General features: G+C 31.7%; 20 protein-coding genes. 4 read left to right on the top strand and 16 right to left on the bottom strand.

Annotated features, from left to right (window positions below; all coding sequences use genetic code 11):
* The first annotated feature begins 60 nt into the window (after positions 1-60).
* Positions 61-1,068: a recombinase RecA gene (gene recA, locus ACNFIH_RS12830; protein WP_142449857.1), complete on the top strand. Its 1,008-nt coding sequence runs from the start codon at positions 61-63 to the stop codon at positions 1,066-1,068.
* Between the two features lie 537 nt (positions 1,069-1,605).
* Here recA and ACNFIH_RS12825 read toward each other — a convergent pair.
* Together ACNFIH_RS12825 and ACNFIH_RS12820 are read right to left on the bottom strand one after the other, a co-directional pair.
* On the bottom strand, positions 1,606-2,391 hold the full coding sequence (locus tag ACNFIH_RS12825) for a lysophospholipid acyltransferase family protein (protein ID WP_035646751.1): 786 nt from the start codon (positions 2,389-2,391) through the stop codon (positions 1,606-1,608).
* A gap of 150 nt (positions 2,392-2,541) precedes the next feature.
* A complete protein-coding gene (locus ACNFIH_RS12820) occupies positions 2,542-2,919 on the bottom strand; it encodes a GxxExxY protein (RefSeq protein ID WP_426483451.1) in 378 nt (125 codons plus the stop codon).
* 280 nt (positions 2,920-3,199) lie between these two features.
* Here ACNFIH_RS12820 and trpS point away from each other — a divergent pair, with 280 nt between their 5' ends.
* Positions 3,200-4,174, top strand: a complete 975-nt coding sequence (trpS, locus tag ACNFIH_RS12815) for a tryptophan--tRNA ligase (RefSeq protein ID WP_035646749.1) — start codon at positions 3,200-3,202, stop codon at positions 4,172-4,174.
* Positions 4,175-4,242: 68 nt separating this feature from the next.
* On the opposite strand, the gene ACNFIH_RS12810 is transcribed toward trpS, so the two are convergent.
* From ACNFIH_RS12810 to ACNFIH_RS12780, 7 genes are all read right to left on the bottom strand, one after another.
* A complete protein-coding gene (locus tag ACNFIH_RS12810; protein ID WP_426483450.1) occupies positions 4,243-5,100 on the bottom strand; it encodes a hypothetical protein in 858 nt (285 codons plus the stop codon).
* A gap of 75 nt (positions 5,101-5,175) precedes the next feature.
* Positions 5,176-6,276 carry a DNA-processing protein DprA gene (dprA, locus tag ACNFIH_RS12805; protein WP_426483449.1) on the bottom strand — a complete coding sequence of 367 codons (1,101 nt, stop codon included), beginning with the start codon at positions 6,274-6,276 and terminating at the stop codon, positions 5,176-5,178.
* A gap of 200 nt (positions 6,277-6,476) precedes the next feature.
* On the bottom strand, positions 6,477-7,115 hold the full coding sequence (locus tag ACNFIH_RS12800) for a hypothetical protein (RefSeq protein ID WP_426483448.1): 639 nt from the start codon (positions 7,113-7,115) through the stop codon (positions 6,477-6,479).
* 342 nt (positions 7,116-7,457) lie between these two features.
* The gene (locus ACNFIH_RS12795; protein WP_426483447.1) at positions 7,458-8,480 is read right to left on the bottom strand and encodes a hypothetical protein; all 1,023 of its coding nucleotides are present in this window, start codon (positions 8,478-8,480) and stop codon (positions 7,458-7,460) included.
* A 172-nt stretch (positions 8,481-8,652) separates the two neighbouring features.
* The gene (locus tag ACNFIH_RS12790) at positions 8,653-9,264 is read right to left on the bottom strand and encodes a response regulator transcription factor (protein ID WP_426483446.1); all 612 of its coding nucleotides are present in this window, start codon (positions 9,262-9,264) and stop codon (positions 8,653-8,655) included.
* The gene (locus tag ACNFIH_RS12785) at positions 9,261-11,021 is read right to left on the bottom strand and encodes a sensor histidine kinase (protein ID WP_426483445.1); all 1,761 of its coding nucleotides are present in this window, start codon (positions 11,019-11,021) and stop codon (positions 9,261-9,263) included. The genes ACNFIH_RS12790 and ACNFIH_RS12785 overlap by 4 nt, the downstream gene beginning before the upstream one ends.
* Positions 11,022-11,046: 25 nt before the next feature.
* A complete protein-coding gene (locus ACNFIH_RS12780; RefSeq protein ID WP_035646732.1) occupies positions 11,047-11,454 on the bottom strand; it encodes a hypothetical protein in 408 nt (135 codons plus the stop codon).
* A 436-nt stretch (positions 11,455-11,890) separates the two neighbouring features.
* Between ACNFIH_RS12780 and ACNFIH_RS12775 the strand changes: the two genes are divergently transcribed.
* Positions 11,891-12,856, top strand: coding sequence for an SPOR domain-containing protein (locus ACNFIH_RS12775; protein WP_035646730.1), 966 nt, complete (start codon positions 11,891-11,893; stop codon positions 12,854-12,856).
* A 128-nt stretch (positions 12,857-12,984) separates the two neighbouring features.
* Positions 12,985-13,428 carry a hypothetical protein gene (locus ACNFIH_RS12770; RefSeq protein WP_426483444.1) on the top strand — a complete coding sequence of 148 codons (444 nt, stop codon included), beginning with the start codon at positions 12,985-12,987 and terminating at the stop codon, positions 13,426-13,428.
* A gap of 35 nt (positions 13,429-13,463) precedes the next feature.
* Here ACNFIH_RS12770 and ACNFIH_RS12765 read toward each other — a convergent pair whose 3' ends face one another.
* From ACNFIH_RS12765 to ACNFIH_RS12735, 7 genes are all read right to left on the bottom strand, one after another.
* On the bottom strand, positions 13,464-14,225 hold the full coding sequence (locus ACNFIH_RS12765) for a hypothetical protein (protein ID WP_426483443.1): 762 nt from the start codon (positions 14,223-14,225) through the stop codon (positions 13,464-13,466).
* Positions 14,226-14,433: 208 nt separating this feature from the next.
* A complete protein-coding gene (locus ACNFIH_RS12760; RefSeq protein ID WP_426483442.1) occupies positions 14,434-16,713 on the bottom strand; it encodes a helix-turn-helix domain-containing protein in 2,280 nt (759 codons plus the stop codon).
* Between the two features lie 103 nt (positions 16,714-16,816).
* A complete protein-coding gene (locus ACNFIH_RS12755; protein WP_426483441.1) occupies positions 16,817-17,398 on the bottom strand; it encodes an OmpH family outer membrane protein in 582 nt (193 codons plus the stop codon).
* A gap of 672 nt (positions 17,399-18,070) precedes the next feature.
* On the bottom strand, positions 18,071-18,919 hold the full coding sequence (locus tag ACNFIH_RS12750) for a class I SAM-dependent methyltransferase (protein ID WP_426483440.1): 849 nt from the start codon (positions 18,917-18,919) through the stop codon (positions 18,071-18,073).
* A gap of 320 nt (positions 18,920-19,239) precedes the next feature.
* Positions 19,240-21,111: a tRNA uridine-5-carboxymethylaminomethyl(34) synthesis enzyme MnmG gene (gene mnmG, locus ACNFIH_RS12745; RefSeq protein WP_426483439.1), complete on the bottom strand. Its 1,872-nt coding sequence runs from the start codon at positions 21,109-21,111 to the stop codon at positions 19,240-19,242.
* Between the two features lie 431 nt (positions 21,112-21,542).
* A complete protein-coding gene (ybeY, locus tag ACNFIH_RS12740) occupies positions 21,543-21,962 on the bottom strand; it encodes an rRNA maturation RNase YbeY (protein ID WP_426483438.1) in 420 nt (139 codons plus the stop codon).
* On the bottom strand, positions 21,959-25,369 hold the full coding sequence (locus ACNFIH_RS12735; RefSeq protein ID WP_426483437.1) for a hypothetical protein: 3,411 nt from the start codon (positions 25,367-25,369) through the stop codon (positions 21,959-21,961). Before ACNFIH_RS12735 ends, ybeY begins: the two co-directional genes overlap by 4 nt.
* Between the last annotated feature and the right edge of the window lie 125 nt (positions 25,370-25,494).

Raw genomic sequence — 25,494 nt, 5'->3', positions numbered from 1 at the left:
TTACTTTTGATTTATGTTTTAAATGCAAAAAAAATAACAATTAAGATAATTTAAAAAGATATGAGTTCAGACAAAGAAGCCAAATTAAAAGCGTTACAATTAACGCTTGATAAACTTGACAAAACTTACGGAAAAGGAACCGTAATGAAAATGGGCGACAGAGCCATTGTGGAGGTAGAAACGATTTCTTCTGGCTCACTTGGAGTTGATTTAGCTCTTGGAGTAAATGGATACCCAAAAGGAAGAATCATTGAAATTTACGGACCAGAATCATCTGGTAAGACCACTTTAACTTTACATGCAATTGCCGAAGCTCAAAAAGCTGGCGGAATTGCTGCTTTTATAGATGCTGAGCATGCTTTTGATAGAAATTATGCTGAGAAATTAGGCGTTGATATCGAAAACTTAATCATTTCTCAACCAGACAATGGGGAGCAAGCTTTAGAAATTGCTGAAAACCTAATTCGTTCTGGAGCTATAGACATTGTTGTAATTGACTCTGTTGCTGCTTTGACTCCAAAAAGCGAAATTGAAGGTGAAATGGGAGATTCAAAAATGGGTCTTCACGCACGTTTGATGTCTCAGGCTTTAAGAAAATTAACGGGAACAATTAGCAAAACAAATTGTACTGTTTTCTTTATCAACCAGCTGAGAGAAAAAATCGGTGTAATGTTTGGAAATCCAGAAACTACAACCGGTGGTAACGCATTAAAATTCTATGCTTCAGTACGTTTAGATATTCGTCGTTCTTCACAAATTAAAGATGGTGAAAACGTAATTGGAAACAGAACTAAAGTTAAAATTGTTAAAAACAAAGTGGCTCCGCCATTTAAAACTGCCGAATTCGACATTATGTACGGAGAAGGAGTTTCAAAAACCGGAGAAATTCTTGATCTTGCAGTTGAATTTGATATCGTTAAAAAAGCGGGATCTTGGTTTAGCTATGGTGACACAAAATTAGGACAAGGTCGTGATGCCGTTAAATCTTTAATTAAAGATAATCCGGAATTAGCTGATGAATTAGAAGCTAAAATTAAAGAACATATGAAAGAATTAGCAAACGCTTAAACCTTTCAAAATCTGAAAATTGCAGGTTTATATATCATAACCCAACAAGTCAAAATCTTGTTGGGTTTTTTATTTTAAAAAAAATCAAAAATCAACGCAACCTTTTCAAAATTATATCATCTAGTAAGTAGATATAAAATTTTAATTGGCATCGCCATAAATGCCTTTTAAAAAATTTTAGAACGAATTTGGTTGATTTGTTTTTTAATAAAAATCCGTCGGTTTGTTTGGTACTGACGGGTTTTTATTCCTTTACGAGAAAAAATTTTATATCTCACGCAACCTTTTTCATTTTTTACTCTCTATTAAATTGTGACGTTAACTTGAGTTTTAACCAAACTCCTTATTATCAATCCTTAATGTTTTTAAATTATGAAAGAGAAAATAGAAGTGTTGTACAATAAAAACCGAAGAAAAACCAAATTGAAGTTTAAAAAGGTATTGCGATTTATTTCTGAAAAAATCATTCACAGATAAGATTTTGAATATAAATAAGGGGTTATTTTAGTTCAAAAGAAAACCCGATAATCCTGATGCTTAAGGATTATCGGGTTCTGTTTTTAAAATCGTTTTTTTCGAAATTTTTTTCTGAAATTCAACTAATGCGTCAAATATCAATTGTCGGACTTGCTCTCTGAGTTCTTTTCGATGCTCGCCTGTTACGCCTTTTGTTTCAACAAATGGGAGAATTTTTGCACGCATTTTTCCTGGACTACCGCTTAAAAAAGTATACGAAAAGCGTTCTTTATTATCAGCAAAAACAATTGGAACTATTGGGATTTGATGCTCTATTGCTAGTCGGAAAGCGCCGTCTTTAAATTCATCCAGCAAAATACTTTCATCATCTGGAACACCGCCTTCGGGAAAAATACAAATACTAAGTCCTTGATTAAGCCTGTTTTGAGCTCTTTTGAAAACCTCATTTTTACTTTTTGAAGAATTTCTATCAACCAAAATACAAGTTCTTTTATAGAAAAACCCAAACAATGGAATCTTCACCAACTCTTTCTTTCCAACAAAAACAAAAGGGTTTTTAATAATCGCCAACATCAGCATAATATCTGTCATCGAAGTATGATTTGCGACAATCATATAGCTTGTATTTTTGATAAGCTTTTGCTCACGCTTTACTTTGTAATAAAAACCCATCCCGAAAAGGATAAATTTAGCCCAAATGCGGGCCATTTTAAAGAAATAGGGGTAACCACGTTCTGATATGATAGAAATCAGTAAAAACGGCAACATAATCAATATCGGAATGGCCATTAAAACATAAAACCAAATGCGCCAAAGAATCCAAAAAGTAATTTTTAATATTTTCATAACTTCAAAAGTAAGAAAACAGAAATGAATTATATAGAGATTTTTTTACTATAACCTTTGCTTCTTTTTAACGCAAAGAGCGCAGAGTTTTTTCGCAAAGAAAATGAGTTTTTTTGAGGGTTGCTTTGCAATAAGTTCTCCGAGCTTTATCTATAAATTATTTATGACTCTTCTGATTCCATTTTTTAGGAGAGTTTCATTGAAATTTATAAGTAAACCAAGTTTATAGTTTCCTAATTTTAAATATGTTAATGTTTGTGCCAAATGATTCAAGCTAAGAGATTCTACACTTTTAATTTCGATTAGAAATTTGTTTTCGACAAGCAAATCAATTCGATATCCGCAATCAAGTTGAACTTCTTCAAAAATTAATGGCATTGCCTTTTCTTTTTCTACAAGAAGTCCGCGCTTCTTAATTTTATAAAACAAACATTCTTTATAGACATTCTCTAATAAACCTGGCCCTAATTTTTTATGAATTTCGATAGCAAGTCCAATGATAATAGTTGATATTTCGTTCTCTGTCATAAATACAAAAAATCAAATTTAATAAATATATTCTTATTTTTATTAAATTCCTTTTTAATCAAATACAAGAAAATTTTACAAACCAAATTCTACTAAACATCAAGCTTAGAGAACTTATTGCAAAGCAAATCAATTTAAAAAACTCATTTTCTCTGCGAAAAAACTCTGCGATCTCTGCGTTAAAAAACACACAACAAACATTTAAAACGCTTCGTTAAATTCTTATGAACTTTGCCATTAGAAAAAACATCACGACATTTGCGGTTAAGAAACAAAAATAATGGCAAAAATACTTACTGGTGTTCAGAGTACAGGAACGCCGCATTTAGGAAACTTACTGGGAGCAATTATTCCGGCAATTGAATTATCGAATAATCCTGCAAATGAGTCTTATTTGTTTATCGCTGATTTACATTCGATTACACAAATTAAAGACGGCAAAACATTAAGAGAAAATACATATAGCACAGCGGCAGCATGGCTTGCATGCGGGCTTAATCCTGATAAAGTTACTTTTTACAGACAATCAGACGTGACTCAAACTGCTGAATTGACTTGGTACTTAAGCTGTTTTTTTCCGTTTCAAAGATTGACTTTAGCACATTCTTTCAAAGATAAATCAGATCGTTTGGATGATGTAAACGCTGGGTTATTCACTTATCCGATGTTGATGGCTGCAGATATTTTGTTATATGATGCTGAGTTCGTTCCAGTTGGAAAAGATCAGCTTCAGCATTTAGAAATTACGCGTGATGTTGCATCGCGATTTAATCATCAAATGGGTGAAACTTTTGTAATTCCGGAAGCTAAAATTCAAGAAGACAGCATGTTGATTCCAGGAACAAATGGTGGAAAAATGAGTAAATCTGCTAATAACATTATCAATATTTTTCTTGACGATAAAACGCTTCGCAAACAAGTAATGAGCATCGAAACTGATAGCACACCTCTTGAAGCACCAAAAAATCCTGATACCTGCAACGCTTTCGCAATTTATTCTTTGTTAGCAAATGAAACTCAGATTGCTGAAATGAGAGCCAATTATTTAGGCGGAAATTACGGTTACGGTCACGCAAAACAAGCTCTTTTTGAATTGATTACCGAAAAATTTAAAACGGAAAGAGAAAAGTATAATTATTATATCAACAATCTTGAAGAAGTTGATGCACTTCTTAAAAAAGGCGCTGCAAAAGCTTCGGTAGTTGCAGATGGCGTTTTAGAAAAAGTTCGCAACGTTTTGGGATTTGAAAAATAAAACCAAAATTAAAAAGCCTAATAGAAACTAAATCTATTAGGCTTTTTTCTTATTTAATATTCTGTTTATTAAGCTCTTCCAAGCCTAGCTATTAGCAGAATTACTCTAATAATTACAATTACAATCACGACAATTGACCAACCTGAAAAGCCAGATGAACTGCTGGCATTATCTACTCTTTCCTGTGCAGCATCAAGTTGATTTTTGTTTTTTCTGAATAAATTATTCAGATCAGAATCAACCGCATTATAGTTTATTAAAGAAGAAATCATTGGGTTTAACAATTCATGTCTAACAACTGAATTACTGTGCAGATTGTACACTTTGTTATAAACTGCTCTGATTTTTTCGTCTTTTTCAGCAGATCTAAAATGAGAAACCAAAATATAAAAACTTCGGTATTTTAAAAACTCAACTGTCTCACTTATAGCAGCTGGCTGTAAATTTCCATTAACCGTTTGAATAGCATAATCTAATTTTTCCGACACCTTATTACTTAATTTATCAAGCGAACTTTCAGGCAAATATTCCTTAACTTCAAATAAATCATCAATATTATCAAATCTGTTATTTGATATATAATATTCTAAAATTGCATCTAGATCTTTAGACAAAAATTTATCGATAAAAACTCTAACATCCTCTTTACTAGAGGAAATCGGGTGATCTGTAATGAATCGATTTCGTGAATAATTCTTTTTTGAAAAGAAGTTGTATAATATTCTATTATTGCTAATAAACAACAGCTGATTGGCATAATTCTCAATTGCTAAAACCAAATTGCTACCTAAATCAGGCTGTACATTTGTATTTCCAGATCGCTCAATTTCAAACTGTCTTCTTGCTTTATCAATATCTTCAGCGCTGAAAGATTGTATGTTTGCTTTATAAATTCCAGCATTTTCAAATAATTCAATTATGTTCATTTTAACTTTAGTTTTTTGGTTAAACAAATATATTCTTTATATCATTTAATCCAAGTTTCTGTGTTAAAAAAACACTTAAATTGCTTCGAACATTTTGCCGGGCAAAGGTCTGATTAGGCCTTTAAGTTCCATATTTAAGAGAATTCCGGATATTTTAAAAATTGGGAAATTGCACTCTAAAGCAATGATATCTAATAACTCTTTTCCGTTTTTAATCAAGAAATTATAGATACATTCTTCATCAGGATTTAACTCCACAAAAAGCTGTCTTTGAATTGTTTTGGGTTTATTTTCAAGATCCCAGTTTAGTACGTAAATCAAATCGGCGGCACTGGTTAAAACATTTGCCTTTTGCGTTTTAATAAGATTATTGCAACCTTGACTATATCGGTCTGTAACACGGCCTGGAACGGCAAAAACTTCCCGATTATAATCATTCGCTAAATTGGCTGTAATCAATGAACCGCCTTTGTCTGCAGATTCTATAACAATTGTAGCTTCGGTCATGCCCGCAACAATTCGATTTCGGCGTACAAACTTTTCTTTGTCAGGACTTGAAGAACTCCAGAATTCAGTAATAAACCCGCCATTTTCTTCCATTTTTGCCATGTATTTTTTATGCGTTCGTGGATAAATCTGATTTAATCCGTGTGCCAAAACACCTATTGTTTGTAGATTATTTTCCAAGGCCAATTGATGTGCTACGATATCGACTCCATAGGCGAAACCACTTATAATAACGGGATCCAGAGGCGCGAGATCTTCAATAAGTTTTCGACAAAATTCTGTTCCATAAGAAGTTATCTGACGAGTTCCAACAATACTTATAATCTTTTTGTTACTTAAATCTATATTACCAGAAGTAAATATGAGCACCGGACCGTCGATACAATGTTTAAGTTTATCCGGATAATTTCCATCCTGAAAATTGGAAACTTTTATATTATCCGATTTTATAAATTCTAATTCTTTTGCGGCTTTTTCGAATACGGTTTTATCTTTAAGGTTTTTTAATAAAACCGCACCAATTCCATCAATTGCAGCTATTTCTTTTGATTTTGCTTTAAAAATAGCTTCAGCATTTCCAAAATTCGACAACAATTTTTTAGCCATAATATCTCCAACTCCATCCACTTTCATTAGGGCTAACAAATAAAATAAATCTTGATCTGACATGGATATTGAATACATTAAATGCGGTGAAAAAATAGGTTTATTTTAAAAGAAGCAAAAATAACAAATTATAAGTAATTTCTTTCGAAAAAATAGTCTTCTACTTTTTACAATTCATTCAAAAAAATAAAGCTATTCATTGTTATGAATAGCTTTAGCATTAAATTAAATAAATCATCACCTGATATTCAAAATATTGCTACTTAAGAAAGTTCGGTTGGTATACCTAAATCGTGCAAAATTTTCCTTGCAGAATTTAATTCGTCTAAAACTTTAATAGGAATTTGAAAGTATTTTGCGTCAACCTCGGCAAAAGTTTCACTTCTTCTATGCCCACCCGTTTTCCAGGAAAGACTTGAATGATTTAATCCCCATACTGGTCCTTCTTTCCAATCTCCATTCATTGTTCTAACAAGAGATTCTTCAATAAAATAAAAACCTGGTTGACATGTAATCGTTTTCCAGCTAGAACCACCTGGTTTATTCCAATCTATACCTCTATAATGACATTTTACAGATTCGTACTCTTGTGTTCTTTGCTCAATAAATTTCTTGAAAACTCTTTGTATTACAACTCTCACTTTTGCCCTGCGTTCTTCAAGAGTACCCTCTTGATTTCTAGGATCTAAATAATAATCTTTCGCAATAATTATTTCACTAGTAATCTCTCCTCTTCTAACATCGGTAAAGGGAGAAAGTGAGCCAGTGCATCTTATCGGATTATCAGCAAAATTATTAGAATTATCAGGAAAACTTTGGATAAATTCTTCAAATCCTTTTGCTCGTAAAAGCATTTCTTTTTGTTCTTTTACTGTAATTTGTGGTTTTTCTTCTTCTTTCATAATTAATGAGTTTTAATATAATTGCTTACTCTAGTCAGTTTTCAGCGAACCTGTTTCTTATTATTTTATTTATAGTCCATTTTCAGCTCGTTCGCCTTTTAACAACTCGATATATCTTCATTCTAAGTTTTGTTTCTATTCATACTTTAATTACTTAAAATTTGAAAATCTTTAGTACAATAAGGCATAAAAAACTCTAACACTTATTTTTCGGCTAACTGGTTGATTATTAAACCAAAATTCCAAATTATGAGACAAAAAAAAATCCCTACAAATAGGGATTTTTTATTACAAGAATTCACTAGGAAGTGATTATTTATAGACATAAGCTGCATTTAGATTTTACGCTGCAAAATATTTATTTAATGTTTCTTTTTCCATTACATTTAGGTCATTAATCGCATTATCAATACTTGTTAATGCCTCTTTCTCTTTCTCAGCCAATTGTTTTTTCAATTCTAGAAGATTAATCGTCTGACCATCTGAAGATTTTAAATTAGAAGGATCAAAACCATTTGCATTTAATTGCTCGATATTTGAATCTATCTCTTTAACTGAAGTTAAAAAACTACTTGTAAGTTCATCTCTTTTAGCTAAAAGATTACTTCTTTGACATTGGAAATTTTCTGAAATCGCACTAGCAAAATCCTTTTTTTGTTCCCCTATTAAATCTTGACTGTAATTTTTTAATTCTTCTGTATCCTTTTCCATTTGCTTAGTTTCAGCTTTCACATTTTTTACAATTATACTAGGCAAGTTCATTTTAAAATCTTGTCTTACCATTTTAAACTCTGGAATAGCGGTGATAAATTCTGTCGTTGCCATTTTAAATTGTGGCAAATTCGTTTTTATTTCTACAGTTCTTGTGTGTATCTCTGGAACGCTGGTTAAAATATCTTTCCAGACAGTAGTACATTTTGGAGCTCCTTTAGTTTTAATAGGACCAACATGTATCCAAGTGTCTTTACAATAAACTTGAGGATATTGTCCTGTTTTCTTGATAACCATTATTGTATAAACTTCATCAAATTTTATTGATTTTGGTTCCATTGTAATCTGTGGTAATCCAAAAGATATTTTTTTATCTTTCATTGTAACAGAAACCAAATCTAAAGCAAAATGTTGTTCATTCATCTTAATGTCAACATCGACTCCTATAGCAACTTCACCTGGATTGTCAGGGTTTGGCGCACTTTTTTCTATTTCTTTAGATTTCTTTTCGATATCCTTGTATTTGGATTCGTATTTAAGCTTAATTGTTTCTAATTCTGGTTGATTTCCTTCACATTGACTAAATAAGAATTCCGTATTAACAAGCGATAAGATTGTCATTAATACTACTAAATAAGTACTTTTTGGTTTCATAATTTATGTTTTTTAGGTTTGCCTACTCTATCTACCCTTTTCGGCTAACTGGTTGATTGTTAAACCAAAATTCTAAATTATGAAGCAAAAAAAAATCCCTACAAATAGGGATTTTTTGGTTAAAATTTATTTCAATTAATTTATATCTGCATTAAGTCTGTTATAGAGAAATTTAAAAATCATATTTCCGTTCTACAGCAAAACGTATTAAATCGGTTTTACCATAAAGATTCATTTTTTTGAGGATATTTTTACGGTGGGTATCTACAGTGCTTTTACTTATAAAAAGTTCTTCAGCGATTTCGTTAGATGTTTTTCCTTCTCCAATAAGTCTTAAAATTGCCTTCTCTCTAGTGCTTAAAAGAATGTTTTCTTTAGTTAATTCGTCTTTTACAACAATTGCGTCGTCAAAAAAAGTTTCGTTGCTTACAACGGCTCTAATCGCTTGGATTAATTTTTTAAGTGGGGAGTTTTTCATAATATATCCTGAGGCCCCTGCTTCTTTCATTTGTTGAACAGCTTCCGACTGATCAAACATGCTAAAAGCAATAATTTTAATCTCAGGAAATTCACGCTTAATTATTCTCGTAGCACTAATTCCGTCACATTTTGGCATTCGGATATCTGTAATTACAATCTGTGGTCTTTTACTTCGAACCAATTGTATTAATTCATCTCCATCATTGGCTTCACCAACAACGGTAATATCCTCTTCAAATTCTAAAGAAAGTTTAATACCGTCTATAAGCGACTGATGGTCTTCGGAAATAATTATTGTGATCATAATGGCAAATCTATAATGATGGAAGTCCCTTTGGTTAAAATTGAATCGATTGTAAATGTTCCGCCCATCTGTTCTACTTTTTTCTCCATGTTTTTAAGGCCTATACCGGATTTCCCGACAATCGTTTTCGGATTGAATCCTTTGCCATTATCTTCAATAATGACATTAATTTCCTTTGGTGATCCTTGTGTTAAATAGATGTTTACTTCTGTTGCTTCAGAATGTTTTATAATGTTTGTACACAGTTCCTGGATCATTCGAAATAAGGCAACTTCTATCGTATTTTCCAATCTTTCTGTAAGTTCAAACGGAATAACATTGATAGTTAAATGTTCTAAAACACTCATTTTCTCAGCCATTTTATTAACTGCAACCAACAATCCTTCACTGCCTATAACTCCCAGGTTTTTGAGATGTGCAATATTTCGAACCTTTTGATAAGCCTCTTCAAGTAATACATCGGTTTTGTCGTAAAGTTTATTTTCTGGTTGGTTTTCAACTTCACTTTGACGCTTCAGATTCTGGAAATTTAATTTTAAAGTAGCCAAAATGCTGCCCAAATCATCATGCAATTCGTTGGCTATATTTTGACGTTCTTTTTCCTGACTTTCAAGCATTAAATCAATATCATTTAGCTCTTGGTCTCTGAGTATTTTTTCGGTTTTTTGTATTTCAATTAGTTTCTCTTGTTCTGCGATTTTTTTCTTTTTGGTTATGTTTTTATATCCTAAAACACTAATTAACAAAACAATAATTAAAACACTCGCTATCAGATATAAAATTACATTGTTTATTTTAATGTCTGTTTTTAACTGAAGATTTTCAAGTTCTTTTTCCTTGGTTTTGTATTTGGTATCAAAATTATTAATGGCAATATTTTGCTGTTCTGTATTTAAAGAGTCATGATATTTATTTGAAATTTCTAAGTGATATAATGCTTTATTAAGATCATTGGCGTCTTTGTAATTCAAATAAAGAAATTTATTTATATTTTCCTTGTTAACTTTAACATATTCAATCAGCTTTATTTTATCTGCCTGATGTAATAAATCAATTGCTTTTTGGTACTGACGAAGCTGAGAATAATTTGATGCCTGATTCATCAAGTTATAACAAATGTAGTTGGGATTTGGTCTTTTTTCCTGATGTAAAAGCAAATTATCTTTACGCAGATAATACAAACTGGAATCTGGTTTGTATAAAACATCACTAAAAAGTACAGCCAGATTATTATATATCTTACTCTCAAGTTTTTTGTCCTTTACTTTTTTGTTTAGAGTTAATGCTTTTCTAAAGTAAGACAGACTCTCCTGAGCTTCTTTGTTGTTTATTTTTAAAGAAGCTAATTGAACATAGCCTTTAAGAATTTTCGAATCATCTTTTGTAGAAAAAGCATAATCCATATATTCTTTGAGATAGAATTGATGCTTTTGAGTATTGTCTTTGTAAGTCACTAATAACGAAGCAATGTTGAGATTAATTTCCATTGCTTTCTCTACAATATTGGCTTTCAGATATTGTTTTTTCGCTATTAGATAATTTTCAATAGCTTTTACATCGTTGTTTTGTTTACTATAACTTTTTGCTGTTAAAAAATAATAATACCCTAAATCTTCGGGTAAAAAAGCTGTCGTATTTATCACTGAAAGTTCCTTCAATGCTTCTTTTGAATTCCCTTTTTCAATAGATTTTTCAATGGAACTCAAAACTTTATTTTGCCCCATGCAAATGCTCACCGTACAAAGTAAAGTGAGCATAAAACAAAAAGTTATATGTAATCGATTATAAACCATCTTCCTCACCTTCTCGAATTGTTCCTTTTCCAGTTGAGTCAGGAATGGCTCCATGAGGTAATTGAGTTTTTTCAAATATTTTTTCTAATGGTTCCAATGATTCGTTTATATCTTCATTTTTATGATAAAGACCTACGATAATTCGTTTACGAAATTTAATTGAATCAAATTCCTTCCCTGTTAAATCAATAACAAATGAAACTAAATTATCGTCCGCTTCCAAAGGCTTTCCTAAGCGATCTTTAAAATGAATTAGAATTTTGTTTTTTTGTGTGTCTGTGAGATTATAGACCTTATAAATCTCATACTTATTATCTTCTGAAGGCGCAGGTAATGTTACTGCAATAACTGCTTTTCTTTCTTTTAAAATAGTACCTCGTACGTAATAATCTTCCATAGTTTAATTTTTTAAGTTAATAATAATCAAATCTATGTATTTATAAAAGAAAAAAAATACCTACAAATAGGTATTTAGTAAAATGATCCAAAACCTTAAAACACTTTAATTTTAAGAAAATCAATAGTTTACTTTTTTATCTTTTCCATTACTAACTTCATCTACCTTTATTGAGGCTAATAAATAAAACATGTTTGCAATTTGGCATTGCTTAAAAAATATTATGTAAAATAGAAATAAAAATTAAATGGATTTTAGATTAAAATCAACGTAATTTCTTAATAAAACACAAAAATTAAGCATTAGCTAAAGTACAAATTTTAATAAGATTTTGATTAAAAATCTAAAAATCAATTGTCTATAAAAAAATCAGAATTGTTAATAAAAATTGTGAATAAAATTTTGATAACTATATTCGTTCCCTAACTTTGTTACTATGAAAATCGAAACTTACATAGGACAATTATTGTATCGTTATCAGTGTGTAACGGTTCCGGGATTTGGTGCATTTTTAACCGAAATTCAATCAGCACAGCTGAATGAAAACACGAATTCGTTTAATCCTCCTAAGAAATTGATTTCTTTCAACAGTCATTTAAAAAACAATGATGGTTTGCTTGCAAATCATATTGCTAATGCTGAAAAAACATCTTATGGTTTTGCCGTAAGTGCAATCGCATTTGAGGTTTTAAGCTGGCAAAAAACGCTCGAAGAAGATGGCACGATTAGCTTAAAAAATATTGGTGAAATTCGTTTGAATTCTGAAAAGAACATCATTTTCACACCAAATGACCAAACCAATTATTTAGCAAGTTCTTTTGGATTAAGTCCGTTTATTTCTCCTCTTATCAAGAAAGAAGTTTTAGAAAGAAAATTAGACGAAGTTTCACAAAAAGAAACCATAGCACTTTATGAAGATGAAGAAACAAGATCTTCAAATCCTTTCTTGAAATATGCTGCTATTTTTATTTTAGGACTTGGTATTACAGGAAGCATTGGATATCCTTTGTATCAAAATCAAATTGATTCAAAAACTTTAGTGGTTGAAAGTGCTGTTCAGAAAAAAGTTGAAAACAAAATTCAGGAAGCTACCTTCTTCATTCAGAATCCATTGCCAGCAGTGACACTTTCTGTTGACTCTGCAAAAGTAGAATCTCCAGAAGCTAAACTGATGCCTTATCACATTATGGCGGGAGCATTCAGAAGTGAAGCAAATGCTAAAAAAGCTTACGATCAATTAATAAAAGATGGTTATCAGGCGCGTATGCTCGGCGAAAACAAACATGGACTATTCCCTGTTTTATATGGAAGTTACGCTACTATGGCTGAAGCTACTAAAGCGCAAAAAGAAATTCAAAAAGGCGAAAATCCAGATGCCTGGATATTAGTCGAAAACTTATAAAACTTAAAAATCCGATTCAATTGAATCGGATTTTTTTTGGCTTATTCTGCTGTTTTAAAACTCTCAAGTGATATTCCCTATTTAGTTCATCTCATAATTTAGCTTCCTCACTAAATTTAGAAAAAACGATGAAAAAATTTAAACTCATACTATTGACAATTCTTCTGATGAACAGCTCTTATTTCTTTGCGCAAGAGACGAATACATATATAAAAACACAGGAAGCGGAGCAAAGAAAATTAGAAAACGATTTTAAAAATACTAGCGCTAAAAATCATAAAGCATTAGATACAAAAATTACAGAATTAAAAAGCAAATTAAAAGAAATCGAATTAAAAAAGAAAAATCTGGTTAAATCTGAAGATAATTTGAAATCAACAACAAATAAAATCGAAAAGCTTCAGGCAACAAATCAAAAACTAGAAAATAAAATTACCTCGACAACCATCTCTGAAGAAGAAACGCAAAAAATGCGCATAAAAACAAAAGAAAACGAGGTTACTATTCAAAAACTAAAATTAACGCAAATAACACAGCAAAAAGACCTTGAAAAAGTTATGTCAGCGCTATAAACAGAAAGCCTATTCGATTTGAATAGGCTTTCTGTTTATCGTGAAACAATTTTAGCATCTTGAAGAAGTATTTTTTTGCTTCCCTGATATATAGTAAATCTGGCCGGAGGCGAATTTTTTTCGCCCAAAATTATAATTGCACATTCGTAAGTATACTTATCATTTGCAAATTCATATTGATGATTGCCACCAATACCTTCGACAATAAGTTTACCCTTATAAAGAATCATATCAGGCTTTTCACTCATCTTTTTTCCAATTGTCCATGATGCAAAACGATAGTTATTTTTACCGAGATCATCGATTCTGATGATGAATTTATCCGTTTCTAAGATGCATATTGGAGTCTGGAAATAATTAATACTTGCATCTAAATCATTTTTCTGCTCGGCAATAAGTTTCTTTTTGAGATCAATTTCAAATTTCGACAAATAATTAACTGCCGTCAGACGTCCGTCTACATCGAGCCAAATACTTCCCTTATTAAGCATTATGCCTCGCAAGCCCATATCGTACCAATTTTTTTCAGGATTCGATTTTATGATTTGATCTTTAAAATTAGCATCAAAAACTTCATCATATCGCTTTATAAAATCTGTTTTATCGATTATATCAGGTATTGGATATTCCCTATTCAGTGGGTAAACAACCAGATCCGCTAATGCTTCTTTTTTGTTGTCTTTTATGTTTTCAATAAAACGCTTTGCAAATATCTGGTACTCTGAACTTGCCTCTTGGGCAGATGCATAATTACAGATTAGAATCGATAGAATTACAAATAAATAGCTTCTTTTCATCTTAAAAAAAATTTTAATTAAAAACTAACTATCACAAAAACAATCAAATATAATCAAATTAAATTTAGTTCTTATTGAGGTTTAAAACCATCGCTAATTTGTTTATCGTGAAACACTTTTCTAGGAGTAAATTTTAAGAATTGCTTTTATTTTAAATTCTATTTTACATAATGTTTTTTTGTGGAAATTCTAAATTTCTCTATTGAAATCAGTTTATACTGGCTTTGAACATTTTAAGTTCATCCCAGGTAAATTCATCCCCATATTTTTCTTTTAACGGCGCTAAAGATTCTTCCTGATAAAATTCAAAAGCATCACGAAGCGCCAGAATTTTATCATCTGGAAGTACATCAACAATATCAACTTTTTTTGCCTGAATCAGTTTTATCAAATGGGTTTCGACCGTTTGTATCGTCAGTTTTCTAATACGCGCAATATCTTCAACAGAATTTTTCTCAATCCAGAGATCGAACGTTTCTTCAACAGTTGTCTTTTTTACAGCTTTTTCAGCCGTTTTATCCGCTTTTTTATAAGAATAACGCGTAACAGGCTCATCAACCTGAAACATGTCCGCATTTGCCATTTTAAACTCTTCTCTGATTTTAGAAATTTTATCTGTTTTATAATTCTTAATCGCCGGAGAAGTCAAACTTTCTTTGCTGATTGTTTCACGGGAAACCACAATTTCGACAAGCAATTTTGCTTTCATTAAACGCAAAACCGCTTTAGTTTGTAAATCGTCCAAAACAGACAATTCTTCGTAAAATTCCTTTACTTTTTTAAATTTCTGAATTTCAGCCATTTTACTTAAAAGATCTGAAACCAATTTATCCATTGGCTTAAAAAAGTAATCATAAGCTGCCTCTACCCTTTCTTTTACAAAAACTAAATCGACAGTTTCTTTGTTGAAAATTTTATTGAGTTGCTGAATAAATTTCTGGGAAGGATCTGCCAATGCTTCAATCGTATCCATACGTTTATGCGCCCATGCCGAATGTTTTGATTTTTCAGAAGCAACGGCATTTTCGTTATAACTAAAACGATGATTGCGCCATTCCTGCGCTAAATCTGTCCAGTTAAAACTGTTAATCAAATAGTTATGAATAAAATTCTTGGTTTCAAAATGAAGCGAATTTTTCAAATCATCTTCAGTCGCTTTATTCAAAGCATAATCCATAACATCCTGATCGTTCGAAAGACCATTCATTTGCATCGAAGAAAGCAAAATAAGCCCATTTAAGGACGTTAAACGCGAAAGTGCAACATATGCCTGTCCAGGCAGAAAAACTTGCGATACATCAAGCGCTGCTTTCTCAAAAGTCAAACCTTGGCTTTTGTGAACCGTAATTGCCCAAGCTAACTTTAAAGGATAATGTGCAAATGTTCCTAAAACTTCTTCTTCAATCTCTTTTGTAAGTTCGTTTACCTTGTAACGAATGTTTTTCCACTCATATTTCTCAACCTCAATAGTTTTATTTTCTTCTGGAAAATGAACGAAGATTTCTTCTGGAGAAAGCGATTTTATCACGCCCATTTTTCCATTAAAATATCGCTTATCAAAAGACAAATCATTTTTGACGAACATAACCTGAGCACCAACCTTCAACTTCAAATTTTCTTCAACAGGAAAAATTTTCTCGGGAAAATCGTGAACTACAAATGGCTGATACGAAAATTCATTTCCCGGCAAATCATTGATTGCCTGTTCATTGATTGCATCAGCTTTTGCATTATGTGTCGTTAAAGTTATATAACCCGGATTCATTTTTAAATCGAAATCGGGTTTGACATATTGATTTAAAACCTCAATATCTTCTTTTGTAATTTGATTGTTTCGAAGATTATTCAAAACCGAAATAAAAACATCGTCACTCTGACGGTAAATCTTAGATAATTCAATATATATCGGTGGATTCTGCTGAATTACATGCGAATGAAAAAAGAATTTCCCCTTATAATAATTTCGAAGCGTACGCCATTCTTCATCTCGAATTACGGGCGGAAGTTGCAATAAATCTCCGATAAAAAGCACTTGAACACCGCCAAAAGCACGCGTATTTCTTCGAACTGTCTGCATCATAAAATCGATAGCATCCAGCAAATCAGCACGAAGCATACTGACTTCATCAATAATCAGCAACTCCATATTTCGAATAACGTTACGCTTGACATTGTTCATTTTGAAATGTCTTCGCAACGATTCTTTATTCTCAAATTTCACTGTTTCTGTAAACTGAGAACTCTCCTCATAAGTGGGGATAAAAGCAGAAAAAGGCAACTGAAACATCGAATGAATCGTAACACCACCTGCATTAAGCGCTGCAATGCCCGTAGGCGCCACAACGACAGTATTTTTGTGTGTAGTAGCAATGATTTCACGCAATAAAGTAGTTTTTCCTGTACCGGCTTTACCAGTAAGAAATATCGATTTTTGCGTTTGATTTATGAATTGTAAGGTGTAAGCTGCAGCTTCTGAAACGTTTTGCATTAAGCGGGTATTAAACGTCAAAAATATCGCATTTTTATAAAAGAAAAAAACCTAAATCAATTACTGATTTAGGTTTTTCATAAAATTTAGTTAGTTTGGTAGTTTATTTTTTTGCCTCTTCACCTTCTTTTGCAGCAGCTTTTCCATCAGTTTTTGGAGTTGCTTTGTACTTCTCATTCAATTCTTTAATGATATCTTTTGTGATATCAAATTTATCTTCTGCATATAAAATTGATGCAGCATCACCTGTACCATAAATGTATGCGTAACCGTTCTTTTTACCGTAATCTTTGATGAATTTTTTAACACCGCTGATTAAAGAATCCATTTCTACACCGCTTTCTTGCTGTAATTGCTGTGATAAAGCTTGTTGAGCATAACCCAATTGTTGCTCTCTTTTTTGCAATTCAGCTCCTCTTTGTTGTGCCCATTGCTGGCCATTTGCCTGCGCCTGGCTTTGAAAATTAGCAGCGTCTTGTTTAAAACGAGTAATTTCAGCTTGTAGTTGTCTCCCTTTTTCCTCCGCCTGAGCTTTGTATTTAGCTTCAAGGTCTTTTGCTTCAGTGTATTCTTTCATTAAAACTGAAGTATCTACGTAAGCTGTTTTTACTTCCTTAACTTCCGCTGTTTTATTACAAGAAACAGCCAAAATTGAAAGTCCGATAATTACTAATGCTTTTTTCATTTCTAAATTTCTATTTTTTTTATTGGTATGAAAGACAAAAATATAAAAAAATAAATAGCACCAACATAAAGTTTAAAAAATGCTAAAAATTTATGATATTAGTTTTCTTTATGGCATAAAAGGGTTTCATAAAATATCATTATTAAAAGTGGCTTCCATAGCTTTAGTCTAAGATATACTTTCAAAAAAGACAACACAAAGCCTCATTTTACCTATAAAAATGCCTTAAATGTGCTTATTTTAAGTTTTACTTCTTTTTAAGCGTATAATCGATCTCTAAAACTTTTTCTATTTTTCTGTTTCTAAAAATCGATGAAAAAATGGCGCAATAAATGTTTATTTTAAAATTTCATTTTTTTTTGAAAATTGAAACGAAATTTTTTTTGAAACTTTTTTGGATATTCATTTTTTAGAAAAAAACCGAAAGCAAAAAAAAATCCGAAATTTTTTGCCTGATTAAATCCAAAATTTTAAATCGAAAAAAACAAGAAAAAATTCCAAAAACTGCAGTGATTTTAAGGTATTAGTTTTCTTTATGGACGAAAAAAAAGCTATAAAATATCACTATCAAAAGTGACTTTCATAGCTTTTATTAGAGCCGTTTTCTCAAAAAAGACAACACAAACCCTCCTTTTACCTAAGAAAACGCTTTAAACGCGCTTATTTTGCGTTTTAGTTGTTTTTTAGGACGTAAATGTGCGATGAATACTCTTTTGTTGAAGACGCTTTTAAATTTGATCGTAAACCGATAAAAAATGCTTTTATAAAATTCATTTTTCCGGTTTTGTATTTTTCAGAAAGAAGACTCACATAAAATGAATCAAATTTCATTGGAAGCACTTTTTCTAATTTCATGTCGACTTTTTCAAAAAGCATTTTGATGGCTTTTTTCGAAAAATGCCAAAAGTGAATTGGTACATCAAAAGCTGCCCAAAATTCTCCATAATGTTTTGCGTCGAACGATTTGAAATTTGGAACCGCAATAATTAATGTTCCAGTTGGTTTTAATAAACGTTTCAATTCCTGAATTTGAAGTTCTAAATTTGGAACGTGTTCCAAAACGTGCCACATGGTAATAACGTCAAAAGAATTATTTTCTAATTCGCTCATTTCTTCAACAAACGAAATTCCTTTTTGTTTCGCAATATTTTTTGCACGATCGCTCGGTTCAATTCCAATTACATTCCAACCATCATTTTTTGCTGTCAATAAAAAATCTCCTGTTCCAGCACCGATGTCTAAAATTTTTCCTTTTTGAGATTGTTCCAAATTAATCAAATTCAGTTTATTTTTTAAAGCGATACTTTTTACAAAATGATATGCTTTTTCAAAAACAGAACGTTTGTTATCTGTGTGCGAAATATAATCTTCACTTTCGTAATATCTTCCTAAATTTTCCAAATCTGGTTGTGGTGATGTAATCAGCATATCCAAATTTTCATCATGATATAATTCGAAAATTTCTTTCGAAACAGAATGGTCTTTTACGGTAAGAAAATGTTTTTTATTTAAAACGTCCATTTTAAGTTAATAGTTTTTTTTAATAGAATTCGGGTTTGAATTTATGTTGAATTGAACCAAAGTTCATTTAAACATATATCTTGTTTTTTATTCAAAATCGTAAAGATGAATAATTGTCAATTTTTACGATTATGACTATTTTTATTTTATTTAAAAATAATTCAACATTATACTTTTTAAAAAAGTTTCACGTGGAACAATTTATTTATTGTTTCAGGTTTTCTTTGTTTCAGGGTTTAAGTTTCACGTGGAACGAAAAACAAATAAAAACAAAATTTCAGGTTTCACCAAAAACATGAAACCTGAAACTTGAAACATTTTTATCTTCCCATATAAATCAAAAGCACGGAAATATCACTTGGTGAAACTCCGCTAATTCTTGAAGCTTGAGAAATTGTCACTGGGCGAATTTTACTTAATTTTTGTTTCGCTTCAATCGACATGGATTTGATTTTATTGTAATCGAAATTCTCTGGAATTTTTACTTCTTCTAAACGATTTAGTTTATCAGCATTATTTCTTTCCTTTTCGATGTAGCCAGAATATTTAACTTGGATTACGGCTTGCTCAACAATTTCTTCATCCAAATCATTTTCTTTAATGTATGCCTCCACTTTTTCAAATTTCAACATATCCTCCAATTCAATCTGTGGACGAGAAAAAACTTTAAACATTTTATCACCTTGAGAAATTGGTGCCGATTCCTTCGCTTCCAAAATTGGATTTGTTTCAGCAACCGTTACACTAGTTTCTCTAAAAAAAGAAACCATCTTTTCAGACTCGTTCAATTTGTGTTCCATTCTTCGCATTCTTGCTTCAGAAGCTAAACCAATTTCGAATGACATTGGCGTCAATCTGAAGTCGGCATTATCTTGTCGCAACAATGTTCTATATTCTGCTCTCGATGTAAACATACGATATGGTTCTTCCGTTCCTTTCGTAATCAAGTCGTCTATCAAAACTCCAATATAAGCTTCGTCACGTTTTAAAATTAATGGCGCTTTTTCATGCACTTTTAAATGCGCATTTATTCCGGCCATCAAACCTTGTGAAGCTGCTTCTTCATATCCTGTCGTTCCATTAATTTGTCCGGCAAAATATAACCCTTCAACTAACTTCGTTTCTAAAGTATGTTTCAATTGTGTCGGTGGGAAATAATCATATTCGATCGCGTAACCTGGACGAAGAAATTTTACATTTTCAAAACCAGCAACTGTACGCAAAGCTTTAAATTGAATATCCTCTGGAAGTGAAGTTGAAAATCCGTTCACATACACTTCACAAGTTTTCCATCCTTCTGGTTCCACAAAAAGTTGGTGACGTTCTTTATCTGCAAAACGATTAATCTTGTCTTCGATCGACGGACAATATCTTGGGCCAATACTTTTTATTCTACCGTTGAACATTGGCGAACGATCAAAACCAGATCTCAAAATATCATGAACATCCAGCGACGTGTATGTCATATGACAAGATCTTTGATGCGTCAACGGAACCGTCAAATCCGAATAAGAAAACTTATCCGGTTTTGCATCTCCTTTTTCTTCGTTCATTTTCGAATAATCCAAAGAACGTCCATCAACTCGTGGTGGCGTTCCTGTTTTCATTCTTCCAGCTTCAAATCCGGCTTTCACTAAATCTTCGGTAATTCCAGTTGCAGCACTTTCGCCCGCTCTTCCTCCACCAAATTGTTTTTCTCCAATATGAATCAATCCATTCAAAAAAGTTCCGTTTGTCAACACAACCGATTTGGATCGAATTTCAATTCCAAGAGAAGTTCTAATTCCTTTTATCTTTCCATTTTCGATAATCAGACCTTTTACCATTTCTTGGTAAAAATCTAAATTTGGAGTTCCCTCCAACATCATTCTCCATTCTTCCGCAAAACGCATTCGATCACTTTGAACTCTCGGCGACCACATTGCTGGACCTTTTGATTTGTTCAACATCTTAAACTGAATTGCAGTTCGATCTGAAACGATTCCAGAGTAACCTCCAAGCGCATCGATCTCACGAACAATTTGTCCTTTTGCAATTCCTCCCATCGCAGGATTGCAAGACATCTGAGCTATGTTCTGCAAACTCATTGTAACCAATAAAGTTTTGGATCCTAAATTTGCGGCCGCTGCCGCGGCTTCAGATCCTGCATGACCAGCACCAACTACAATAACATCGTATTCTTCTAAAAACATTTTGTTTTACTATTCTCTGGAAACCGTTTAAGGCGGTTCTCAGAATTAACTTTATTTTTCTTTTGTTCCACGTGGAACTGTTTTATTTTGGTTTCAGGTTTCAGGTTTCAAGTTCCAAAACCAAACTTAAAAGTTCCACGTGGAACACTTATAACTTCTTCCAAAATCAAAAATCAAAAATCAAAAATCAAAAATCAAAAATTCAATGTTTCACGTGAAACATTTTATTCCATCTTTCCGTTTTAAATAAACTTCACGTGTTCCACGTGAAACAACTTATTAAACTTAAATCATCTTTCATGTTTCACGTGGAACGAAATCTTAGAATTAAAATTCGAAAATTATAAACGCTTCACGTGGAACACAAAATACTTTTCTTTAAAAAACATGTTCCACGTGAAACATTTTACGCTATTTATTTAGATGTTTAATTACTGTTTCACGTGAAACATTGCAATCTTTTCATCTTCTTTTGAACGCATTAGTTCTGCATCAGCATCACTTTTATCTTTGTATCCGCAGTAGTGTAATATACCGTGAGCAAGCACACGTTTCAATTCTTCTTCAAAAGAAACATTAAAATCTTTTGCATTGTCTTCTACTCTTTCTACAGAAACAAAAATATCTCCGTTTAATTCGTTGCCAACAGTATAATCAAAACTGATAATATCTGTTAGTGTGTCGTGGTTTAAATACTCTACATTTATTTTATGCAAGTATTCATCATCACAAAAAATATAATTTATTTCTCCCTCATTCTTCTTTTCAGAAACAATAACTGCGCTCAACCAATCTGTAAAAGCTTGTTCGTTGTCTAAAGAAAATTCGGTTTCGTAATTAAAATTTATCATTTTGTATTAAAATATTCTTGAACCTTTTGATTAAAATTCGAGCGCAAAGGTAGCGATTGTCTATTTAAAATTTCTACACTATTTAAATAATCAGTTAATGAGCTTGGTAAAGCATTTGAACGATTAGGAAATTCTGTCTTATTTGTTTCAGATTGACGCTTCGTATCTTGACCTTGTTGCTGAACTGCATTGTTTAATTTTAGCAATTCTTGTTGAATATTTAAAATTCTTTGAAGGTTCTCGTTCTTAAATCCTTTATTTAAAATTTGTTTTTCTGAAGCTTTCATTTGTTCGATTGCATATCTTCCTTGTGCGTCTAAACCTTTTTTAGCTAATTCATTTTGCAATGCTTCACGCAGTTTGACTTGCTCTTTATATATCTCCATTATCTTTTCAGCATCACCTTCTCCATCTTCGCCTTCATTTCCATCTTTTCCTTTTCCTCCTTCTTTTCCTTTTCCTCCTTCTTTTCCACCTTGACCATTTTTACCCTGTCCATTCTTTCCGTCTTTTCCATTTCCATCTTTCCCTTGTTGACCATCTTGACTTGGTTTGCTTTCTCCACTTTTTCCTTGTTGTCCACTTCCTTGCTTATCACCGGGCTTCATTCCCTCCTTCATTTTATCAGCCAGACCTTTTTGTTTTTGAATAATATCTGGTAATTGCATTCCTTGCCCATCACCTGGTTTTGGTTTTCCTGCTCCAGGGTTCGCCATTGACATTTGCATATTATTTAAAAGATCACTTAGAAAGTCGGCTAATTTGTTTGCAGATGAAACAGCGTATTGCTGATGCGAAACTCCTTTTGGGATTTGGACATCGGTTAAAACTTCAATCGCTTTATCCATATTATATTGTACGTTTCCAATTTCCTTGGTTACATCTTCTGCAATTTTTGGATTTCTAAGAGACATTGCAAACAAACTATCATCAACATGACGAAACTGTTGTTTTAAATTCTGCTGAATTTTTATGTTCTTCGTATAAGCAGAAGAACCTAATTTCATTGATTTAAATTGTTTCATCACATCTTCCTGAGATAATGAGAAAGCTAAAAGGTTATCCAGAATTTGACGAAGCATTGCAACATCTTCTTGCAATTGTTCCTGGTCACCCGCTTCCATATTAGATTCCATTTGTTGTGCCATGCTCTTCATTTTCTTAGAAGCACTTTTCTGTTTTGGCTTAGCCGAAGAAGTATTCTTTTTACTCAATTCTTCTGAAGCTTTATTCAAATCATTCTCGACATCTTTTTCTTTTGAAGCATCTTTCGGAATATCCAAAGGAGATTTAAGTGTATTGTTTTCCTCTTTCAAATCTTTAAGATCTTCTTGAATTTTATCAAATGTTTTATTGATTTCGTCTTGCTTCTCTTTTGTGTTTTCTTTGTCTTTATCTGATAACTGTTCCTGTTGTTCTGACAGTTTATTTAATTTTTCAGCAACTTGTCCTGCCTTCTTTTCTACATAAAAACGTTTCGTTAATTCAACTAATTGTTCTAAATTACGAGATTGGTTTTTACTGATTTGTTTGAATTTTTCCATCTTGTCAAACAACTCATCGCTGTTTAATTTATCATTTAAATTCTTTAATTCATCTAATAACTTCTGATTCTTTTCTAAATCTTTCTCGGCATTATCCAAACGCTTTTGTAAATCTTCGGCAGTTTTATCTTTTTTCTCAGCGCTGTATTTATCTAAATTCTTATTCATTTTTTCAGTAAACTGTTTCATCAATTCGTCTTGTTGTTTCTGACGTTTGATAAAATCATTTACTTTTTGCTGATCTTTAAACTCTAAATTGTCTTTTTCTTTTCCTGTATTTTTCAGTTTATCCATTTCAGAAAATTGCTTTTCCTGATTCTTTAATGACTTCGACAAACTATTAATATTCGCATTTTGCTGTTGTAATTCTGCATCATGAATTTCATCAGTTGTAGCAACTCGATCTGAAAATGTAGAAGACTTTGTACTCTTAAATCCGTGTGGTGCATCATTATCAAAAACCTCAAAATAGTATTCATACGATACTCCTTCTTCTACCGGAAGATTACTCGGAAAGTTAAAAACAAACTGATCAAATACTGCTTGCTTAACAGGAATGGTTCCGCGCTTAGCTGTTTGTATTTTGTTTTTTTCATAATAAACAACTTGTAATTTAGATAAACCGTAGTCATCTCCTAACCTTCCAAGAACATAATTCTTATCTAATTTCAAACTATCCGGAGCAGGCGAAACTGATATTGTTGGATGCTGATCTTTGATAACTGAAAGCTGATAATCTAATTTTTCGTAGTTCTTAACTTTATTATTTGAAGTTAAAATTTGATATTCTGTATTTTGATTAATGCTTTTTGATAACTTAAATTCATCTTCTATTTTATTAAATTTAGATACTGAGTTCTCATCTTTCCAAACAATTTCCTGAGTTGACTTTGTAGACATTTTCCATGTTACAGATGTACCTTCAGGAACGATTGCATTTCCAGTTCCCTGAATAGTTTCTGATTTCTTTTTTAGATAAGATGGAAAATTCAAAACCATTTCGAAGTTGGCAATCGATGGAACTGTAATAACTTTTAATTCATATTCATTTGATGAAACTGAATTTCCTTCCAAAGAAAACTGAACATCTGAAGTTGGTTTTTCAATCTTGAATTCGAACTTTCCGGTTTGAGAAGATTCCATAAAATAACTTTCGTTACCAATATGGATCATCACATTTTCCGGAACAACGTTTCCTTCAGTTTCAACTTTTACAATAAAATCTTTGTTTTGTTCTGTCTGAAGATTGTCATTTAAAACCACAAATTTGAAAGGTGCCGGAGGTAAAAACGAAGCATTAAAATGCACTACTCTATTAAAACTTTGAGAAATGATATTGCTGTTTCCAGAAACAAAAAAGACTGCAAATAGCAAAACCGGAATTAAAGCTAATGGCAAATACTTTTTATTTGATTTATAATTGATGGCATTTCCAAACGGAATTGGTTGCAATGAATTTGCTTTTTGTTCTATAGAAGCCAATATCAATTCTGAACTTTCGGCAGAATTTTCATTGGAAGAAAGCTGTAAAAAGTTCGTTAGTTTATCACTTACTTCTGTAAAATGATTTCCAATAATAGACGAAGCCTGATTATAATCGATTCCTTTTTGAAGTTTGAACAACTTAAAAATTGGAAATAAGATAAAACGAAACAGCAGAAAAACTTCTACTCCAATAAATATCCAAAATAAAAGTGTTCTTCCTAATGGTTTAAGCCAAAGAAAATACTCTATAAAAAGGGTAAACAGAAAATACAAAAGTCCGAAACCAATAAAAAGAAGTCCTCCTTTTATCAATTCGTTCATATAATATTTCTTTATAAATCCTTCTAACTTCTGATATATTGCAGATGATGTTTTCAAAATAAAATCTCTTTTAATTATAACCTATAAAAGTAGTAATTTTAATTAGATAATGATCAATGAGAAAATTAGTCAATTAAGCTACAAACAAGACATTATCTAATTAAACTCATTTTCTAATTCTC

The organism is Flavobacterium sp. 2, assembly GCF_049949195.1.
GTDB lineage: Bacteria > Bacteroidota > Bacteroidia > Flavobacteriales > Flavobacteriaceae > Flavobacterium.
Note: the sequence above shows the minus strand (reverse complement) of the source record. Positions and strands in the feature narration are given on the sequence as shown.

Coding starts and splice junctions, on each gene's coding strand:
- recA (WP_142449857.1), top strand. CDS start 61: ATGAGTTCAGACAAAGAAGCCAAATTAAAAGCGTTACAATTAACGCTT.
- ACNFIH_RS12825 (WP_035646751.1), bottom strand. CDS start 2,391: ATGAAAATATTAAAAATTACTTTTTGGATTCTTTGGCGCATTTGGTTT.
- ACNFIH_RS12820 (WP_426483451.1), bottom strand. CDS start 2,919: ATGACAGAGAACGAAATATCAACTATTATCATTGGACTTGCTATCGAA.
- trpS (WP_035646749.1), top strand. CDS start 3,200: ATGGCAAAAATACTTACTGGTGTTCAGAGTACAGGAACGCCGCATTTA.
- ACNFIH_RS12810 (WP_426483450.1), bottom strand. CDS start 5,100: ATGAACATAATTGAATTATTTGAAAATGCTGGAATTTATAAAGCAAAC.
- dprA (WP_426483449.1), bottom strand. CDS start 6,276: ATGTCAGATCAAGATTTATTTTATTTGTTAGCCCTAATGAAAGTGGAT.
- ACNFIH_RS12800 (WP_426483448.1), bottom strand. CDS start 7,115: ATGAAAGAAGAAGAAAAACCACAAATTACAGTAAAAGAACAAAAAGAA.
- ACNFIH_RS12795 (WP_426483447.1), bottom strand. CDS start 8,480: ATGAAACCAAAAAGTACTTATTTAGTAGTATTAATGACAATCTTATCG.
- ACNFIH_RS12790 (WP_426483446.1), bottom strand. CDS start 9,264: ATGATCACAATAATTATTTCCGAAGACCATCAGTCGCTTATAGACGGT.
- ACNFIH_RS12785 (WP_426483445.1), bottom strand. CDS start 11,021: ATGCTCACTTTACTTTGTACGGTGAGCATTTGCATGGGGCAAAATAAA.
- ACNFIH_RS12780 (WP_035646732.1), bottom strand. CDS start 11,454: ATGGAAGATTATTACGTACGAGGTACTATTTTAAAAGAAAGAAAAGCA.
- ACNFIH_RS12775 (WP_035646730.1), top strand. CDS start 11,891: ATGAAAATCGAAACTTACATAGGACAATTATTGTATCGTTATCAGTGT.
- ACNFIH_RS12770 (WP_426483444.1), top strand. CDS start 12,985: ATGAAAAAATTTAAACTCATACTATTGACAATTCTTCTGATGAACAGC.
- ACNFIH_RS12765 (WP_426483443.1), bottom strand. CDS start 14,225: ATGAAAAGAAGCTATTTATTTGTAATTCTATCGATTCTAATCTGTAAT.
- ACNFIH_RS12760 (WP_426483442.1), bottom strand. CDS start 16,713: ATGCAAAACGTTTCAGAAGCTGCAGCTTACACCTTACAATTCATAAAT.
- ACNFIH_RS12755 (WP_426483441.1), bottom strand. CDS start 17,398: ATGAAAAAAGCATTAGTAATTATCGGACTTTCAATTTTGGCTGTTTCT.
- ACNFIH_RS12750 (WP_426483440.1), bottom strand. CDS start 18,919: ATGGACGTTTTAAATAAAAAACATTTTCTTACCGTAAAAGACCATTCT.
- mnmG (WP_426483439.1), bottom strand. CDS start 21,111: ATGTTTTTAGAAGAATACGATGTTATTGTAGTTGGTGCTGGTCATGCA.
- ybeY (WP_426483438.1), bottom strand. CDS start 21,962: ATGATAAATTTTAATTACGAAACCGAATTTTCTTTAGACAACGAACAA.